General features: G+C 75.0%; 15 protein-coding genes. 10 read left to right on the top strand and 5 right to left on the bottom strand.

From position 1 onward, the window contains the following. The first annotated feature begins 133 nt into the window (after positions 1-133). The 9 genes from AC4H2S_RS01655 (at position 134) to AC4H2S_RS01615 (ending at position 12015) form a co-directional block, all read left to right on the top strand. The gene (locus AC4H2S_RS01655; protein ID WP_491495216.1) at positions 134-1351 is read left to right on the top strand and encodes an allantoate amidohydrolase; all 1218 of its coding nucleotides are present in this window, start codon (positions 134-136) and stop codon (positions 1349-1351) included. Beyond that, a complete protein-coding gene (locus AC4H2S_RS01650; RefSeq protein WP_491495215.1) occupies positions 1348-2661 on the top strand; it encodes a formimidoylglutamate deiminase in 1314 nt (437 codons plus the stop codon). Before AC4H2S_RS01655 ends, AC4H2S_RS01650 begins: the two co-directional genes overlap by 4 nt. Further along, the gene (gene hutI / locus AC4H2S_RS01645) at positions 2658-3848 is read left to right on the top strand and encodes an imidazolonepropionase (RefSeq protein ID WP_491495214.1); all 1191 of its coding nucleotides are present in this window, start codon (positions 2658-2660) and stop codon (positions 3846-3848) included. Before AC4H2S_RS01650 ends, hutI begins: the two co-directional genes overlap by 4 nt. A 335-nt stretch (positions 3849-4183) precedes the next feature. Continuing rightward, on the top strand, positions 4184-7102 hold the full coding sequence (locus AC4H2S_RS01640; protein WP_491495213.1) for an ATP-binding protein: 2919 nt from the start codon (positions 4184-4186) through the stop codon (positions 7100-7102). Positions 7103-7190: 88 nt separating this feature from the next. Continuing rightward, complete coding sequence (locus AC4H2S_RS01635) at positions 7191-8270, top strand: hypothetical protein (RefSeq protein ID WP_491495212.1); 1080 nt, start codon at positions 7191-7193, stop codon at positions 8268-8270. A 115-nt stretch (positions 8271-8385) separates the two neighbouring features. After that, the gene (locus AC4H2S_RS01630; RefSeq protein WP_491495211.1) at positions 8386-8643 is read left to right on the top strand and encodes a hypothetical protein; all 258 of its coding nucleotides are present in this window, start codon (positions 8386-8388) and stop codon (positions 8641-8643) included. Between the two features lie 68 nt (positions 8644-8711). Beyond that, complete coding sequence (locus AC4H2S_RS01625; RefSeq protein WP_491495210.1) at positions 8712-9761, top strand: JmjC domain-containing protein; 1050 nt, start codon at positions 8712-8714, stop codon at positions 9759-9761. After that, positions 9758-10660, top strand: a complete 903-nt coding sequence (locus AC4H2S_RS01620) for a ferredoxin family protein (protein WP_491495209.1) — start codon at positions 9758-9760, stop codon at positions 10658-10660. Before AC4H2S_RS01625 ends, AC4H2S_RS01620 begins: the two co-directional genes overlap by 4 nt. Before the next feature lie 59 nt (positions 10661-10719). Further along, a complete protein-coding gene (locus AC4H2S_RS01615) occupies positions 10720-12015 on the top strand; it encodes an MFS transporter (protein ID WP_491495208.1) in 1296 nt (431 codons plus the stop codon). Between the two features lie 54 nt (positions 12016-12069). On the opposite strand, the gene AC4H2S_RS01610 is transcribed toward AC4H2S_RS01615, so the two are convergent. From AC4H2S_RS01610 to AC4H2S_RS01595, 4 genes are all read right to left on the bottom strand, one after another. Continuing rightward, positions 12070-13062: a hypothetical protein gene (locus tag AC4H2S_RS01610; protein ID WP_491495207.1), complete on the bottom strand. Its 993-nt coding sequence runs from the start codon at positions 13060-13062 to the stop codon at positions 12070-12072. After that, positions 13059-13358: a hypothetical protein gene (locus AC4H2S_RS01605; protein WP_491495206.1), complete on the bottom strand. Its 300-nt coding sequence runs from the start codon at positions 13356-13358 to the stop codon at positions 13059-13061. Before AC4H2S_RS01605 ends, AC4H2S_RS01610 begins: the two co-directional genes overlap by 4 nt. Positions 13359-13421: 63 nt before the next feature. Next, positions 13422-13931, bottom strand: a complete 510-nt coding sequence (locus AC4H2S_RS01600) for a DUF1648 domain-containing protein (RefSeq protein ID WP_491495205.1) — start codon at positions 13929-13931, stop codon at positions 13422-13424. Next, the gene (locus AC4H2S_RS01595) at positions 13931-14716 is read right to left on the bottom strand and encodes a hypothetical protein (RefSeq protein ID WP_491495204.1); all 786 of its coding nucleotides are present in this window, start codon (positions 14714-14716) and stop codon (positions 13931-13933) included. The genes AC4H2S_RS01600 and AC4H2S_RS01595 overlap by 1 nt, the downstream gene beginning before the upstream one ends. Positions 14717-14852: 136 nt before the next feature. Here AC4H2S_RS01595 and AC4H2S_RS01590 point away from each other — a divergent pair, with 136 nt between their 5' ends. Then, entirely contained in the window at positions 14853-15380 is a 528-nt protein-coding gene (locus tag AC4H2S_RS01590) for a hypothetical protein (RefSeq protein WP_491495203.1), read from the top strand. On the opposite strand, the gene AC4H2S_RS01585 is transcribed toward AC4H2S_RS01590, so the two are convergent. Next, a complete protein-coding gene (locus tag AC4H2S_RS01585; RefSeq protein ID WP_491495202.1) occupies positions 15367-16587 on the bottom strand; it encodes an MFS transporter in 1221 nt (406 codons plus the stop codon). The genes AC4H2S_RS01590 and AC4H2S_RS01585 overlap by 14 nt on opposite strands. Positions 16588-16744: the final 157 nt, after the last annotated feature.

Here is a 16744-nt window from a genome sequence, read left to right as displayed (position 1 = left end):
TGATCTATCCCAGTGGGTACAGCTGCTAACCCGGCGTTACAGCAGCGCGCGCCCCGCCCGCACGTCTGGGATCCGAGACGAATCGCCGGGGTCGTGCGTTGACCGCGTGCGGCGATCCCGGTGGACTGCTCGCATGGCAGCACCGTCGGACTTCGAGCAGATGTGGCGCGACCTCGCACCGGTCGGGCGGTCCGCGTCGTCGGGCGGCTACTTCCGCCAGCCCTGGACCTCCGCCGAGTCGGAGCTGCGGGCCTGGTTCGCCGAGGAGTGCGCGGCGCGCGGACTCGCCGTCGAGACCGACGGCGTGGGCAACCAGGTCGCCTGGTGGGAGCCCGCAGGTGCGTCCGGCGCGGAGGGCGTCCTCACCGGCTCGCACCTCGACTCGGTGCTCGACGGCGGGGCGTACGACGGACCGCTGGGCGTGGTGTCGGCGCTGGCGGCCGTCGACGTGCTGCGCGCCCGGGGCTTCGCGCCGGACCGGCCCCTCGGTCTGGGCGTCTTCGTCGAGGAGGAGGGCTCGCGCTTCGGCCGCGCCTGCCTCGGCTCCCGGCTGGTCACCGGGGCGACGACCTGGGACGAGGCGCGCGAGTTGCGCGACCGCGACGGGGTGCTCCTCGCCGATGCGGTCGCCGACGCCGGGCTCGACCCGTCGCAGGGGCTGCTGTCGCTGGAGCGCGTGAGCACCTTCGTCGAGCTGCACGTCGAGCAGGGCCGTGACCTCGTCGACCGCGACGTCGCCGTCGGCCTGGCCAGCGAGATCTGGCCGCACGGGCGGTGGCGCTTCGACTTCGCCGGGCAGGCCAACCACGCCGGCACGACCCGGATGGAGGACCGGCACGACCCGATGCTGACCTACGCGATGACGGCGCTGGCCGCCAACAAGCAGGCCCGCCTGGCCGGTCAGCGCGCCACCTTCGGCAGCCTCGCCGTCGAGCCCAACGGCACCAACGCGATCCCGTCGCTGGTGACCGCCTGGCTCGATGCGCGCGCCTCGTCGGACGACGCGCTCGCTGAGCTCGTGGACGCCATCGGGCGGCAGGCGCACGACCGCGCCGACCGCGACGGCACGTCCCTCGAGGTCACCGCCGAGTCGGTCTCCGGCTCGGTCGCCTTCGACCCCGACCTCGCCGCGCGCCTCGCCGGGCTCGGCGACCGGCCCGTCATCCCCACCCAGGCCGGCCACGACGCAGGCATCCTGTCGGACGCCGGCATCCCCACGGCCATGGTCTTCGTCCGCAACCCCACGGGCGTCTCGCACTCGCCCGACGAGCACGCCGAGACCGCCGACTGCCTCGCCGGGGTCGAGGCGCTCGCCGACGTGCTGGCCGAGCTCACCGGAGCCCCCGCGTGACGGCCTACCTCCTCGAGCGCGCCTGGGTCGGCGACCGCTTCCTCGACGACGTGCTCGTCGAGGTCGAGGACGGCCGCTTCACCTCCGTCACCCCCGACGCCGACCCGCGGCGCGCCGTCCCCGTGCGGGGCCTCGTGGTGCCCGGGCTCGCCAACACCCACAGCCACGCCTTCCACCGGGCCCTGCGCGGGCGCACGCAGCGCGAGCGCGGCACGTTCTGGACCTGGCGCGACCAGATGTACGCCGTCGCCGCGCGGCTCGACCCCGACACCTACCTCGCCCTCGCCCGGGCGACGTTCCGCGAGATGGCGGCGGCCGGGATCACGTGCGTGGGGGAGTTCCACTACGTGCACCACCGGCCCGACGGCGCCCGCTACGGCGACCCCAACGAGATGGGCCGGGCGCTGGTCGAGGCCGCGCGGCTCGCGGGCGTGCGCATCACCCTGCTCGACACGCTGTACCTGTCGGCCGGCTTCGGCGCCGCGCCGCAGGGCGCCCAGCTGCGCTACACCGACGACTCGGCCCAGGCGTGGGCCTCGCGGGTCGACGCGCTCGACGTCGACCCCCACGCCCGGGTCGGCGCCGCCGTCCACTCGGTGCGCGCCGTGCCCGACCACGCGCTCGGCACCGTGGCCGACTGGGTCGGTGGGCGGCCCTTCCACGTCCACCTGTCCGAGCAGGTCGCCGAGAACCAGGCCTGCCTCGAGGCGTACGGGCTCACCCCCGCCCGCCTGCTCGACGAGCACGGGCTGCTGCGGCCCACGACGAGCGTGGTCCACGCCACCCACCTCACCGCTGACGACATCGCGCTGATCGGCGGGGCGGGGGCGTTCGCCGCCTTCTGCCCGACCACCGAGCGCGACCTCGGCGACGGCATCGGGCCGTCGCGGCGCCTGCACGACGCGGGCGCCCGGCTGACCCTCGGCTCGGACAGCCACGCGGTGATCGACCTCTTCGAGGAGATGCGCGCCGTCGAGCTCGACGAGCGGCTCGCCACCCAGCAGCGCGGCCACTGGAGCGCCACCGAGCTGATCGACGCCGCCACGGTGACCGGGCACGCGTCGCTCGGCTGGCCCGACGCGGGCGCGATCGCCGTGGGGCAGCGCGCCGACCTCGTCGTCGTCGACCCGGCCAGCCCCCGCACGGCCGGCGCGGGCCGCGACGAGGGGGCGATCGTGTTCGCGGCGTCCGCCGAGGACGTGCAGCGGGTCATGGCCGACGGCCGCTGGATCGTCGAGGAGGGCGAGCGCTACGACATCGGCCTCGAGCTCGAGGCGGCGGTCGCCGCGATCTGGGGGGAGGATCGATGACGACCGGACCGCTCGCGAGCGTGATCACCGGCATCGGCGAGCTCGTCACCAACGATCCGGCCCGCGCCGGGCAGGGCGGCCTGCTCGGCCTCGTCCACGACGCCGCCGTCGTGGTCGAGGGCAGCCGGGTGGCCTGGGTGGGCCCGGCATCCGAGGCGCCCGCGGCCGACGTGCAGGTCGACGCCGGTGGGCGCGCGGTCATCCCCGGCTTCGTCGACTCCCACAGCCACCTCGTCTTCGCCGGCGACCGCTCCGCAGAGTTCGAGGCGCGGATGACCGGGGAGCCCTACACGGCCGGCGGCATCCGCACCACGGTCGCGAGGACGCGTGCGGCCACCGACGACCAGCTCACCTCCCACGTCGCCCGGCTCGTCGCCGAGATGCGGGCGCAGGGCACCACCTCCGTCGAGATCAAGAGCGGCTACGGGTTGTCGGTGCACGACGAGGCGCGCAGTCTCGCGGTGGCCCGCCAGTTCACCGAGGAGACGACGTTCCTCGGTGCCCACGTCGTCCCCGACGGCACCACCCCCGAGGACTACGTCGACCTCGTCACCGGCCCCATGCTCGCGGCGGCGGCACCGCACGCCCGGTGGATCGACGTGTTCTGCGAGGACGGCGCCTTCGACGTCGACCAGGCACGCGCCATCCTGACGGCGGGGTCCGACAGCGGCCTGCGCGGCCGGCTCCACGCCAACCAGCTGACGTACGGCGGCGGCGTGCGGCTGGCCTGCGAGCTCGGCCTGGCCGCCGTCGACCACTGCACCTTCCTCTCCGACGACGACGTCTCCGCGCTGGCGGGGTCGGGCACCATCGCCACGCTGCTGCCCGGCGTGGAGTTCTCCACCCGGCAGCCCTACCCCGACGCCCGGCGCCTGCTCGACGCCGGCGTCCGCGTCGCGCTGGCCAGCGACTGCAACCCGGGGTCGTGCTTCACCTCCTCGATGGCGCTCTGCATCGCGCTCGCCGTCCGGGAGATGCGGATGGCTCCCGCCGAGGCGCTCCACGCGGCCACCGCCATGGGGGCGGCGGCCCTCGACCGCGACGACGTCGGCGTGCTCGCCCCCGGCAAGGCCGCCGACCTCGTCCTGCTCGACGCGCCCTCCCACGTCCACCTCGCCTACCGCCCGGGCGTCCCGCTCGTCGCCGGGGTGTGGCAGGCCGGCCGCCCGGTGGTCGTCCCTAGGTGATCCGCGGTCTCCGGCTACCTCAGGCGGGCGCCGTACGCCGCCGGGCGGGGCATCTGAGGTAGCCGGCGGCCCCCGGATAGGGCACGCGCCCGATGTCCGGTGCTACCTCACGGGCGCAACCTCGACACATCGACCCAGACGGGGTCGGGAGACGAGGAGTAGGACATGTTCACCACCGACAGCTTCCTGAGCGCCGAGATCATCTACCGACAGGACAGGATCCGCAAGGACTACGGCCAGCGCCGCTGGACCCGCGTCCGCGCCGACGACACCGGGAAGTGACCCGCGCCGCGATCGACCCGCGGATGTCGGACGGGCACGACACAATGACGTCCGTGCCGGCCCTGCGGACCACCGATCTCATCGGACGCGATGCCGAGCTGGAGCAGCTGACCGCCCAGCTCGGCATCCGCACGTCCGGGACCGGTCGCACGGTCCGGTCGATGCTCGTCGCCGGCGACGCGGGAGTCGGCAAGACCCGGCTGCTGATGGCGCTGCGCGACGCCGCCCTCGACGCCGACTGGCAGGTCGTCGCGGGGCACTGCCTCGACCTCGCCGACAGCTCGCTGCCCTACCTCCCCTTCTCCGAGATCCTCGGCCGCCTCGTGGCCGACCACCCCGACGTCACCGGCCGCGTCCTCGAGGTGCACCCCACGCTCGCCCGCCTCCAGCCCGGCCGGCGCATCCGCAGCAGCGAGACCGCCTCGGGCGACCAGGCGCTCGACCGGGGCAACGTCTACGACGCGTTCAGCCACCTCCTCACCGCCGTCGCCGAGCCGACCCCGGTCCTCGTGATCGTCGAGGACGCGCACTGGGCCGACGAGTCCACGCGCGACATGCTCAGCTTCCTCTTCTCCCGCCCTGTGCCCGGCGTCGCGCTGGTCGTGTCCTACCGCGCCGACGACCTGCACCGCCGCCACCCGCTGCGCCGCCAGGTGGCGGAGTGGATGCGCCTGCGCGGCGTCGACCGCCTCCAGCTCGAGCCGCTCGCCGCCGACGACGTACGCCTCCTCGTCCGCGCGCTGCACCCCTCGACGCTGTCCGAGGCGGAGTACACCTCCATCGTCGACCGTGCCGAGGGCAACCCGTTCTTCATCGAGGAGCTCGTGGGTGCGGCGTGGTCCGGGCAGGTGCCCGGCGAGCTCGCCGACGTGCTGCTCGTCCACCTCGACCGCCTCGACGAGACGACGCGCCAGGTCGTGCGCATCGTGTCCGTCGCCGGGCGCCAGGTCAGCCACGGCCTGCTCGCCGCCGTCTCCGACCTCGGCGCCGCCGAGCTCGAGGCCGCGCTGCGCGCCGCCGTCGAGGCCCACGTGCTGATCGCCTCCCGCGGCGACACCTACGCCTTCCGGCACGCCCTGCTCGGCGAGGCGGTCTACGACGACCTGCTGCCCGGCGAGCGGATGCGGCTGCATGCCGACTTCGTCGCCGCCCTCGGCGAGGGCTTCGCGGTCGGCACGGCGGCCGAGCTCGCCCAGCACGCCCGCCGGGCCGACGACCGTCCCGTCGCGGTCCGTGCCTCGATCGAGGCGGGCGAGGAGGCGCTGGCCGTCGGCGGTCCCGCCGAGGCGGCCACCCACTTCCTCGACGCGCTCGAGCTCGTCGACACCTCCCACGAGCCGGTGCCCGGGATCGACGGCTTCGCCCTGGCGCGCCGCTGCGCCGAGGCGCTGATCGCCTCGGGCCGGGTGTCGAAGGCCGTCAAGGTGCTCCGCGCCCGGCTGGCCGCCCTGCCCGCCGAGGGCGCCGACGTCGACCGTGGCCAGCTGCTGACGGCGCTTGCCTCCGCGCTGCTGCTCACCGACAGCCCCGAGTCGCCCAGCGAGACCGCCGCCGAGGCCGTGGAGCTGCTGCGCACGGGGCCGCCCAAGCTGCTGGCCCGGGCCCTGCTGGTGCACGCCCAGAGCCTGGTCGGCTGGCACGACGACCAGGCGCGGGCGGTCGCGCTGCCGGCCCTCGAGCTCGCCGAGCGCCACGACCTCGCCAGCCTGGCCGTCGAGCTCCACGCCACCGTCGCCGGCCTCGACCCCGAGGGTGGGTCCAGCGCGGTCGTCGGGTGGCGGGCGGCGGCCGACCGGGCGCGTCGCGCCGGCCTGATCCAGGCCGAGCTGCGGGCGCTCTACCTGCTCGGCCGCACCCACCACGACAGCGGGCGCCTCGCCGAGGCGGTCGAGGTCTACCGCGAGGTGATCGACCGCAGCCAGGTCGGCGGGCTGACCTGGTCGCCCTACCCCGCCGAGGCGCGCCTGCTGCTCGCCGTCGTGCTCACCCACCAGGGCCTGCTCGACGAGGCCTGGGAGCTCCTCGACGTGAGCGGGCAGAACCCGCCCATGGTCTCGGAGTGGGCCTACTTCGCGCACCAGATGTACATCACCATCGGCGTGCGCGGCGGCTCCAAGGCCGAGGCGCTGGAGCGGCTGCGCGACCACTGGAGCAGCGACGGGCTGACCGCGATCTCCTCGGCGGCGGCCGAGATCATGCGCGCCGCGGCCGCCGGCGACGGGGCGCTGGCGCTGGCGGCCTACGACGACGTGGTCACCGCCGTCGTGCCGCTGTGGCACCAGTGGTTCCAGGCCCGGCTGCGGCTCGCGACGCTCGCGCTCAGCGCGTACGCGGCTGCCGCCCACCGCCAGTCGGCCGACGAGCGCGAGTGCGCCGCGCGCGACGTCGAGCGGCTGGTGTCCGAGAGCGGCCGGGTGATCGACTTCTATGCCCCCTACGACGACAGCCAGGGCCCCGAGTACCGGATGTGGGTCGCGCGCCGCACCGCCGAGCACCTGCGGTGGCGCTGGCTGGCCCAGGTCGACCCGCCGTCGGCCGACGAGCTCGTAGCGGCCTGGCGGGCGGCCGAGGAGGCCGCCGTCGGCTACGGCAGCGTCCCCGAGCTGGCGCAGACCCGGGTGCGGCTGGCCGGGGTGCTGCGCGCCGCCGGCGACGCCGACGGCGCGAGGCAGGTCGCCGACCTGGCGCGCGAGGCGGCACGGGCGATCGGCGCCCAGCCGATGCTCGACGAGCTCACCGCGCAGGGCTCCACCGCCACCCCGGCGACCTCCGAGCACGCGGCGAGCCTGACACCGCGGGAGGGGGAGATCCTCGCCCTCGTCGCGGAGGGGAGGTCCAACGGCGAGATCGGCAAGCAGCTGTTCATCAGCACCAAGACCGTCTCGGTCCACGTCTCCAACATCCTGGCCAAGCTCGACGCCGCCTCGCGCACCGAGGCCGCGGCCGTCGCCCGGCGCCGCGGGATGCTGTGACCCGACCGCGCGCCGCGCGTTTGCCCTCCGGCCCCGGCGGGTAGGCAACGGGCGACCCCGACACCTCACACACCACGGAGCCACCCACATGCGAGCAGGCCGACGTCTCACCACCGCACTGGCAGCAGCGGCGGTGGCCCTCTCCACGGCATTCGTCGCCGGCCCCGTCGCGGCCGCCCCCGGCGCCGACGACGCCACGCCTCCCGACGTGGCCCTGACGACCCGCGACGTGCAGCCCCTGCCCCCACCGGCGCCGCTCGTCGTGGCCGCACCCGGCTCGGCACGCACGTCGTCCGCCAGGGCCGCGCGGCGGCCGCTCTTCGCCTTCTGGGGCAAGAAGTACAACCGCCTCGACGGCTTCGGCTTCGCCACGGCCGTCCGCGGCTCCGGCACCGGCGTCCAGGTGCAGGCGGCGTGGAAGACCTACCGGGGCGTCAAGCCCATCAAGCCCACGAAGGTCTTCGTCCAGGCGCGGGTCGACGGCAGCAAGTGGCGAAAGGTCAAGGGGGTCCGCGGCACCATCGGCCGCCAGCTCGTCACCGCCCGGATCCCGGCCCACGTGGTGCCCGCCGGGATCCCGGTGCAGAGGGTCGACTACCGCCTCAAGACCAAGAAGATCACCAAGGGCCCGCGGCGCGCGCGCCGCAGCGTGGCCTCCAAGCCGGTGAGCGTCTGGTTCGAGAACCAGGCGATGTACACCGGTGACAAGGCCCGCTTCTACGCGCCCATCGCCTCGCTGTGCCCCAACGCCAACATCACGATCGACACCACCGGCCTCACCGGCGAAAACGATGCCGTCTTCCACTGGCAGTACGGCATCACGATCGACACCGCGTCGCTCGCGGCGATCCCGTACGAGCCGGAGGAGAGCAGGCTCGCCATCGCGATCCACGAGTGCGCGCACATGAAGCAGTTCTACAACTGGGGCGGGACCCAGGAGGACTGGTCCACGCTGAGGACCCGCTCCGCCGAGGTGTTCGTCCCCGACAACAACCCCGACCCCTCGGTGCCGACCCCCCCGATGTCGCCCCGGTGGGAGCCGCTCGAGCACGCGGCCGACTGCGCCACGGAGCTCGTCTCGCCCTCGCGCTTCCGCACCTACGGCGGCTACTGCAACCCCACCGAGTACGCCGCGGCGGGCCTGCTCTGGCAGAACCAGCGGTACTGAGGCGTCGGCAGGCACGACCCCGTCCACCGGGGTGTGGAACGGTGGGCAGCCCGAGCGCCAGACTCGACACAGAGCCGGGACGGACCGTCCGTCACGGTGCGACTGGGAGGAACCCATGACGACTCCTGACAACCCCCTCGGCGACGACGAGATGAGCACCGAGGGCGTCGACCCCACCGGCGTGGCAGCCGGCCCCACGACCGACGCCGACGGCACGGACGCCGACGGCACCGATGGTGACTCGACCGACGCCACCGACGGCGACTCCACGGACGCCGACGGCACGGACGCCGACGGCACGGACGCCGACGGCACCGACGGCACCGACGGCGACTCGACCGACGCCGACGGCACCGACGGGACCGCGCTCTGAGCGCTCTCGACCGCCTCACGGGTGACGCCCAGACCTTCCTCGACAAGGTCTGGGCGTCCTCTGTCCACGTGCACCGCACCGATCCGGCCTACGGCGCCGAGGTGCTCTCGCTCGCCGACGTCGACCACCTGCTCACCGAGACCGCGATCCGCACCCCCGCCGTGCGGGTCGCCCGCAACGGCTCCGTGCTGCCGGAGTCGTCCTTCACCCGCGGCGGCAGCCTCGCCGGCAGGCCGCTGACCGGCCTCGTCGACCCGGTGAGGCTGATGCGCCTGCACGACGAGGGCGCGACGATCGTGCTGCAGGGACTCCAGCGCTACTTCTCGCCCGTCGGCGACCTCGTCGCCGAGCTCGAGCTCGAGCTCGGCCACCCCTGCCAGGCCAACGCCTACCTCACCCCACCCGGGGCGCAGGGCTTCGCGGTGCACTCCGACTCCCACGACGTGTTCGTGATGCAGACCCACGGCACGAAGATGTGGGAGGTGCACGGCGAGGGTGGGCCGGGCGACCTGCTGCTCGAGCCGGGGGTCGTGGCCTACCTCCCGACCGGCACCCCTCACGCCGCCCGTGCGCAGGAGTCGGTCTCGCTCCACCTCACCATCGGCATCAACCAGCTGACCTGGCGTGCGCTCGTCACGCGCGAGGTCGAGCGGCTGCTCGCCGACGTGCCCGACGTCCACCTGCCCGCCGGCTACCTCGACGACCCGGCCCGCCTGTCCGAGGGACTGTCCGGTCACCTCGCCGCGGTCGCCGACGCCGTACGCCACCTCGACCCCGCCGCGCTCGCCGCCGGCCAGGCCGAGCGCTTCGTCAGCAGCCGCCCGCCGCGGCTGGCGGGCGCCCTGCTCGACCGCGCGTCGCTGGCGACGATCGACGCCGGCACCCGGCTGCGCCGCAGGCGCGGACACCCCTGCGTGCTGGTCGACGACGGTGACGTGGTCCGGGTGCTGATCGGCGACCGCGTCGTCCGGGTGCCGGTGCGGGTCCGTCCCGCCCTCGAGCACGTCGCGGCCCACGCGGAGCTCACGCCGGGCGACCTCGCCCCGCTCGACCCCGAGAGCGCCCTCGTGCTGTGCCGCCGGCTCGTCCGGGAAGGGCTGCTCGAGGTCGTGCGGTGACCGCCTTCCGGTGCGCCCCGGCCAGCCGCGATCGCGGCGACCAGCTCGCCGGCACCGCCTCCACCGTGCGCAGCTTCCTGCTGGTCGAGCACCCCGGGCCGTGGGGCGCGGACGCGCTGCGCGACGCGCGGCTCCCCGACGGGCTCGGCGCCCACCTGCAGGAGCAGTCCCGGCGCCACCGCGTGCGCGTGCTCCTGGTCCGCCGACCCGGTCGCAGCGCCCCCGGTGGCCGCACCCGGGTCGTCGCCGCCAGGGCCGCCGGGCCGGGCTCCTGGGCCGAGGCTGCCGACCTCGACCGCGTGCGGGACGTGCGCGACCTCGACCTCGCCGCCCTCGGCCGCGGGCAGAGTGTCGGCCTCCCGGCCGAGCCGGCCCCGGTGCTCGCCGTCTGCACCCACGGCCGCCACGACGCGTGCTGCGCCGAGCGCGGTCGACCCGTCGCCCAGGCGCTGGCCGACGGGCCCCATGCCGACGGCGTGTGGGAGGTGTCCCACGTCGGGGGCGACCGGTTCGCCGGCAACCTCGTCGTGCTGCCGCGAGGGCTCTACTACGGCGGCCTCGACCCCGTGTCCGCGCAGCGTGTCGCCGCTGCCACGGCGGCCGGCGAGGTGCTGCTCGAGCACCTGCGCGGCCGGTCCGACCTGCCGATGGCGGTCCAGGCGGCCGATGTCGCGCTCCGCCACGAGCACGGCCTCGTCGGCCTCGACGACGTACGCCCGGGCGCCGTCCGCGTGGACGGCGACCTGACGACCGCCCGGTTCGGGGTGCGCGGTCACGACCCGGTCGACGTCGTCGTGCGACGGGTGCCGGGCGAGACGACCCACCTGCTCACCTGCTCGGCCCGCCGCGAGAGCGCCGTGCCCCGCCACGAGGTCGTCGAGGTCCGCGCCGCCTCCTGACGTCCACGGACGCAAAGTCGGGTGCGCCGGCACGCCGCGGGCGGGGAGACTGGTCCCTCGTGACCTGGACCGACCGGCTCCGCTCGATGCGGATGGACGTGACCCCGCTGCGCGAGTCGCGCGACTTCCGGCTGCTGTTCACCGCCGGCAGCGTCTTCTACCTCGGCAGCATGGTCGCCTACGTCGCCGTGCCGTTCGCGATCTACGACCTCACCGGGTCCAACCTCCTCGTCGGGCTCGTGGGCCTGGTCGAGATCGGGCCGCTGGTCGTGTTCGGGCTCTACGGCGGTGCGCTGGCCGACCACGTCGACCGGCGCCGACTGCTCGTGGCGACGGGCGTCGTCCAGGTCGTGCTGATGGCGGTGTTCGCCTGGAACGCGTTCTCCGCGCACCCCAGGATCTGGCTGATCTTCGTCGTCGCCGCCCTCTACGCGGCCGCGAGCTCCCTGCAGCGCCCGTCGCGGGAGGCGCTCGAGCCGCGCACCGTGCGGCACGACCAGATCGCCGCCGCCAACGCGCTCAGCAGCTTCGCGATGCAGCTCGGCGTGCTGCTCGGCCCGCTCATCGGCGGACTGCTGATGGCCTACGTCGGCGTCGGCTGGTGCTTCGTCGCGGGGATGGCGGGCTACGCGGTCGCCACGCTGCTCTTCGCTGCCATGCGGCCCTACCCGCACGACGGTGAGACCACGCCGCCGAGCCTGCGCGGCGTGCACGAGGGCCTCACCTATGCGCTGCGCCGCCGCGACCTGCTCGGCACCTACGTCGTCGACATCGCCGCGATGATGCTGGCGATCCCGGTGGTGCTGTTCCCCGCCCTGGCGCACGAGGTGTTCGACCGGCCCGAGCTGCTGGGCCTGCTCTACTCGGCCGAGACCGTCGGCGCCCTCGTCGCCACCGCTCTCAGCGGGTGGATCGGGCGGGTGCACCACCACGGCCGCGCGATCGTGATCGCCGCCAGCCTCTACGGCGGCTGCATCGCGCTCGCCGGGCTGATGCCGTCGTTCTGGCTGGCGTGCCTGTTCCTGGCGATGGCGGGCGCGGCCGACATGGTCTCGGCGGTCTTCCGCTCGACGGTGTGGAACCAGACGATCCCCGACACCATGCGCGGGCGCCTCGCCGGCATCGAGATGCTGTCCTACTCGGTCGGCCCGATGGTCGGTGAGACCCGCGCCGGCTTCGTGGCCGACGCCTGGTCGGTGCGGGGGGCCATCGTCAGCGGCGGCGTCGCGTGCGTCGGCGGGGTCCTGCTCACCGCGGTCGCGCTGCGCGACTTCTGGTCCTACGACTCACGCACCGACGCGTACGCGGTCGCCGAGCGCGAGCGTCGCCGGGCGGACACGACCCCGCCGGCCTAGCGACGGGCCTGGCGGCGGGCTTGGCGACGGGCCTCGCCGCGCCCGACCCGACCGTCAGCCGAGCCGGTCCCCGAGGTCGGTCGCGGGCCGGCTCTCGGCGACCAGGCGCGGCCGGCCCTCCTCCGCGGCCCTGAGGTCGCGCGCCGCGCGGATGGCCTGCGCCTGCTCGCGGTCGGCGGTGGCCTCGGCGTCGCGGGCCTCGACCCGGGCGTCGCCCAGCTCGCGGTGCAGCGCCTGGACCTTCGCGGCCTGCGCGTCGATCTGCTCGTGGGGTGCCTCGGCGAGCACGAGCCGCTCGAGGCTCTCGAGCGCGGACTGCTCGCGCCGCTTGAGCGCGTCGACGGTGCCGCGGGCCGCCTCCGCGGCGTCTCCGGCCTCGACGGCCTGCCGGGCCTCCTCGGCGGCCTCGCGGCGCAGCTCGCCGAACGTGACGGCACGGGGGCCGGCGGCGACGACCCTCGCCGTGTCCTTGTCGGGGTGCACCCCGGCGTGCTCGCCGAGCGCCCGCACCAGCTCGCGGGCGCCCGCGCGGCGGGCGTCGCGCAGCTCGAGCTTGGCCTCGAAGCAGGCCTGGTAGGCCTTCCAGTCGGCCTCCCACGCGTCGGCCTGGCGCTGGGTGGCGTCACCGGGCAGGGTCGCGATCGGCGGCCAGATGCGGTGGTCGCGGACCTCGAGGCCCTTGCTCACCGCGAACGTGCGCAGCTGCTCGAGGCCCTCGCGGTGGCGGCGCAGGACGTCGGCGTAGGCGTTGATCGCCCGACCGACGCCGCGGAGGTTGTCGCGCACGCTCGCCGACTCCCCGTGCCGGCGGGCGGCGCGGTCGCGGAGGGTGTCGGCAGCCTCCCCGGCGAAGACCTCCTCGGAGAGCATCGAGGTGCGCTCGAGGGCGTCGACGGCGAGCTCGACCTTGGCCGAGAGCCGGCGCACGGAGTCGCCGTAGGAGTCGACCTCGCCGGGCTCGAGCCAGTGGTAGCGGCAGCCGATCGGGTCGCCGAACTGGAACCGGTCCTGCTGGGTCTCGATCCGGTCGGCCACGATCCTGGTCATGGCGTGACCCGGTCGAGCCTGGCGGCGACGGCGGCGGCCTCCCCGACCATGACGTCGAGCTCGTCGAAGTCGACGACCGAGTCGTCGATCGCGCCGGCGAGGGAGCGGCACCCCTTCGCGACCTGCTCGGCGTCGTCGACCAGGGCGCGCACGCCCTCGACCACCAGGTCGCGCCACGGGAAGTCGTCGGCGGGGTGGTCGATGTCGCCCAGCGCGTCGCGCAACGCCTCACGCGCGGAGTCGAGCTCCTCCTTGGCGCCGCGCAGCGCCCGCTGGTTGATCGCGATCGGCCTCATGGGGGCCTTGTGCCCTGAGCGCCGGTGTCGAAACCACGAGTCGCGCACCTGTGGGCGACGAGCTCAGCCGGTCTGGACCGGTGGCCGGTAGGCCCGCAGCAGGCGCACCGTCCAGAGTGCCGTCAGCACGAGGTAGCCGCCCACCAGCACGACGAACGCCCACCAGGGCGCCGCGTCCCGCCCGGTGGAGCCGACCCACGTGGTGAGGGCCAGCGCGGCCACCAGCAGGGCCCCGGTGAGAGCGGTGATGGCCTCCATGTCGTCCTGGAAGCGCACGGCGAACTCGGCGCGCCGCTCCGGGGCGAACCAGTAGTCCTTGGACGCCTGCGGCATGTTGACCCACGTGCCGTCACCGGCGGTCAGCGCCCGGGTCAGGGCCGGGATGCCGGCCAGCACGACGACGCCGATGCCGATGAACGACACGAGCAGCACGGTGCGCGAGGCCCACTCGTCCACCCGGCCGCCGGCGTCGAAGTGCGCCGGCACCCGGTCCGGCAGGACGACGGCGGCCCACGCCAGCGCCACGACGTACGACGCGCAGACGACGAGGAGGGCGCGACGGCCCGCACCCATCAGACGTGCCCGCTCAGCTGCGCCATCCGCAGCTCGAGGCGGCCGAGCAGGTCGCTGCACGCCTTCTCCGGCATGGGTGAGCGCTTGTCGCCGCCCTGGGAGCACACGGGCAGCACGTCGATCGACAGCTTCGCGCCGCCGGCCAGGGCGCGCAGCTCGTCGAGGCGCTCGGCGAAGGGGGAGCCGCTGCCGGGAGAGTAGTAGCGCACGGCCTCGTCGATGTCGTCGGGGAAGAGGTCGGCCTTGGTGACCGCGACGACGAGCCAGGTCGGGCGGTCGCGCCGCACCGCCATGCTGGCGATGCGGTGGGCGGTGATGGCCCAGTCGTCGAGCTCGGCGGCGAGCTGCTCCTCGCGGGAGGCGAGCGCCGCGCCGGTGGTGCCGGCGGTGCGGCGCGGGGTGGCGTGGCCCCACGCGACCACGTGCAGGACCCCGTCGACCGGCTCGTCGTGGAAGACCTCGTCGAGCGCGCCGAGCCGGGTGGCGGCGTTCTCCCCGGGGACGACGCGGAAGCGGTAGCCGCGCAGCCGGGCGTTGCGGCGCGTACGACGCTCCATGACGGCCGAGCCGACCTCCGGGCCGCCCGACTCCGCGCTCGCGCGGCGGGACAGCCGGTCGGCCAGGCGGGTCTTGCCCACGCCCGTCATGCCGGTCACGGCGACCGTGGGGTAGCGGTGGCGCAGCAGGCGGGAGGCGCGCTCGGGAGCCGAGGACAGCGCGGCCAGCGCCCCGCCCGCTAGGGTCGTGCCGATGGCGGCCTTGCCGTGTCGCAACGGTGACTGCATGTGCCCATCCTGTCCGACACGGGGTGGCCCGCCCCCCGACGCACCGGCCGACTTGGCCGGGCACCGCCCGTCCCGGACAATGGCCCCGACAACCACGAGGCCCCGCACCCCGCGCGAAAGGTCCCTCCCCACCGACATGGACACCGAGAACCGCCCCGTCCTGACCGGGCTCATCGCCCTGGTCGGCGTCGCCGTGGCCATCGGCCTGCTCGGCGGGTTGGCCGTCCTCGTCGGGGTCAAGGCGACCGGCATCGGCGACGACACCGATGCCGCCGGGACGCCGAGCTCCTCGGCCACCTTCCGCCTGCCCAAGCCCACCGAGACCAGCACCGAGACGAGCGCGGAGGAGTCCGAGCCCAGCCCGGGTGAGGAGTCGACCTCGGAGGCGCCCGCGGAGGGCATCTCGCTCACGGCCAACCAGCAGTCGGTGAGCCCCATGCAGCAGATCGACCTCACCGGCACCTACCCGGCCGGCGAGGGCGCGATCCTCCAGGTGCAGCGGATGGAGAACGGCACGTGGTCGGACTTCCCGGTGACGATGTCGGTCAGCGGCGGCACCTTCGCGACCTACGTCCAGACCAGCCGCACCGGGCCCAACCAGTTCCGGGTGGTCGACACCGACTCCGACGTCGTGTCCAACGAGGTCACGGTCACGGTCGGCTGACCGGCGCGGCGTCGAGCCGCGCCAGGTCCACCCTGCGGGTCCAGTAGCCCACCCACCCGGTGCCGGCCAGGCCCAGCAGCCCGACGCTCACGCACGCCGCGGCGAGGGGAGCGACGGCGGCGACCGCGCTGACCAGCAGCGGCCCGCCGGCGTTGCCGATGTCGCCGCACAGCCGCCACGCGCCGAGGAACTGCGCCCGGCCGTCCTCGGGTGCGGCGTCCGCGCCGAGCGTCATCACGATGCCCGAGCCGAGGCCGTTGCCGCACGCGATCAGGGCCATCACCAGCGCGACCCCGACGGCGTTGGTGGCGAGGGGCAGCAGCAGGCACGCGAGCGCCATCGACAGCACCACCGGCACGGCGACCACCATCCGGCCGCGGGTGTCCATCAGCCAGCCGCCCGGCCACATGAACGCCACGTCGAGGGCCGCCGCGCCCGCGAAGATCAGCGACGTCGTCGAGGCCGAGAGCCCGATGTGGTCGGCCCACAGCGGCAGGAGGCTGAGCCGCAGCGACCGGCTCGCGCCGAGGACCACGACGGCCGTGCCGAGGGTCGCCAGCAGGCGGCGGTGCGCGGTGATCACGGTCCACACCGACACGTGGCCGCGCGCCCGCGCCGCCGCGCGCTTCTCCCCGCCCAGGTCGGGCATCGTGGCGGCGAGCAGCGCGGCCAGCACCGACATGGTCGCGCCGAGCCAGAACACGCTGGTCAGGTCGGTGAGCTCGATCAGGCCGGCGCCGATGAGGGGGCCGACGAGCACGCCCACCCGGTAGGAGCCGCCGAGCAGCGACATCGCCCGGGCCCGGTGGGTCGCGGGGACGACGTCGATCGTGAAGCCCTGCCGGGCGATGAGGAACAGCGTCCAGCACACGCCGCTGAGCAGCACCCCGAGGGCGAGGCCGGCGACCGAGTCGGTGAGGGCGGCGAACGCCATCGCGGCGGCGTCGAGGAGCCCCGCGCCCACGAGGGCCCGGCGCTCGCCCACCCGGGCCACCAGCGCGCCCGACGGGAGGCTGGCCAGCAGCATGCCGACGCCGGTGAGCGCGACGATGGCGGCCGCGGTGCTGACGTCGGCACCGAGGTCACGGGCCCGCAGCGCCAGCACCGGCAGGACCGCGCCGTGGCCGACGGCCGAGACGATCGAGGGACCGTAGGCCACCAGCCAGATGTCGCGGAAGCGGAAGGCGACGTCCCCCGAGGTGCTCACCCGCACACGCTACGGCCCACGGCCCCCGGCGCGACCCGGCCCCGGCGGCACCCCGGTCGTGTCGCGTCCCTCGTCGGAGTCCCCGCTCGAGCGGGGACTCCGTCACTTGGAGGCCGTTGCAGCCCCCTCCAGGTGTCAGACTCCCCCTCCAAGTCGG

The organism is Nocardioides sp. Z13_37, assembly GCF_058355585.1.
The sequence above is the reverse complement of the archived record's forward strand: the minus strand, read 5'-3'. Positions and strand labels throughout refer to the sequence as shown.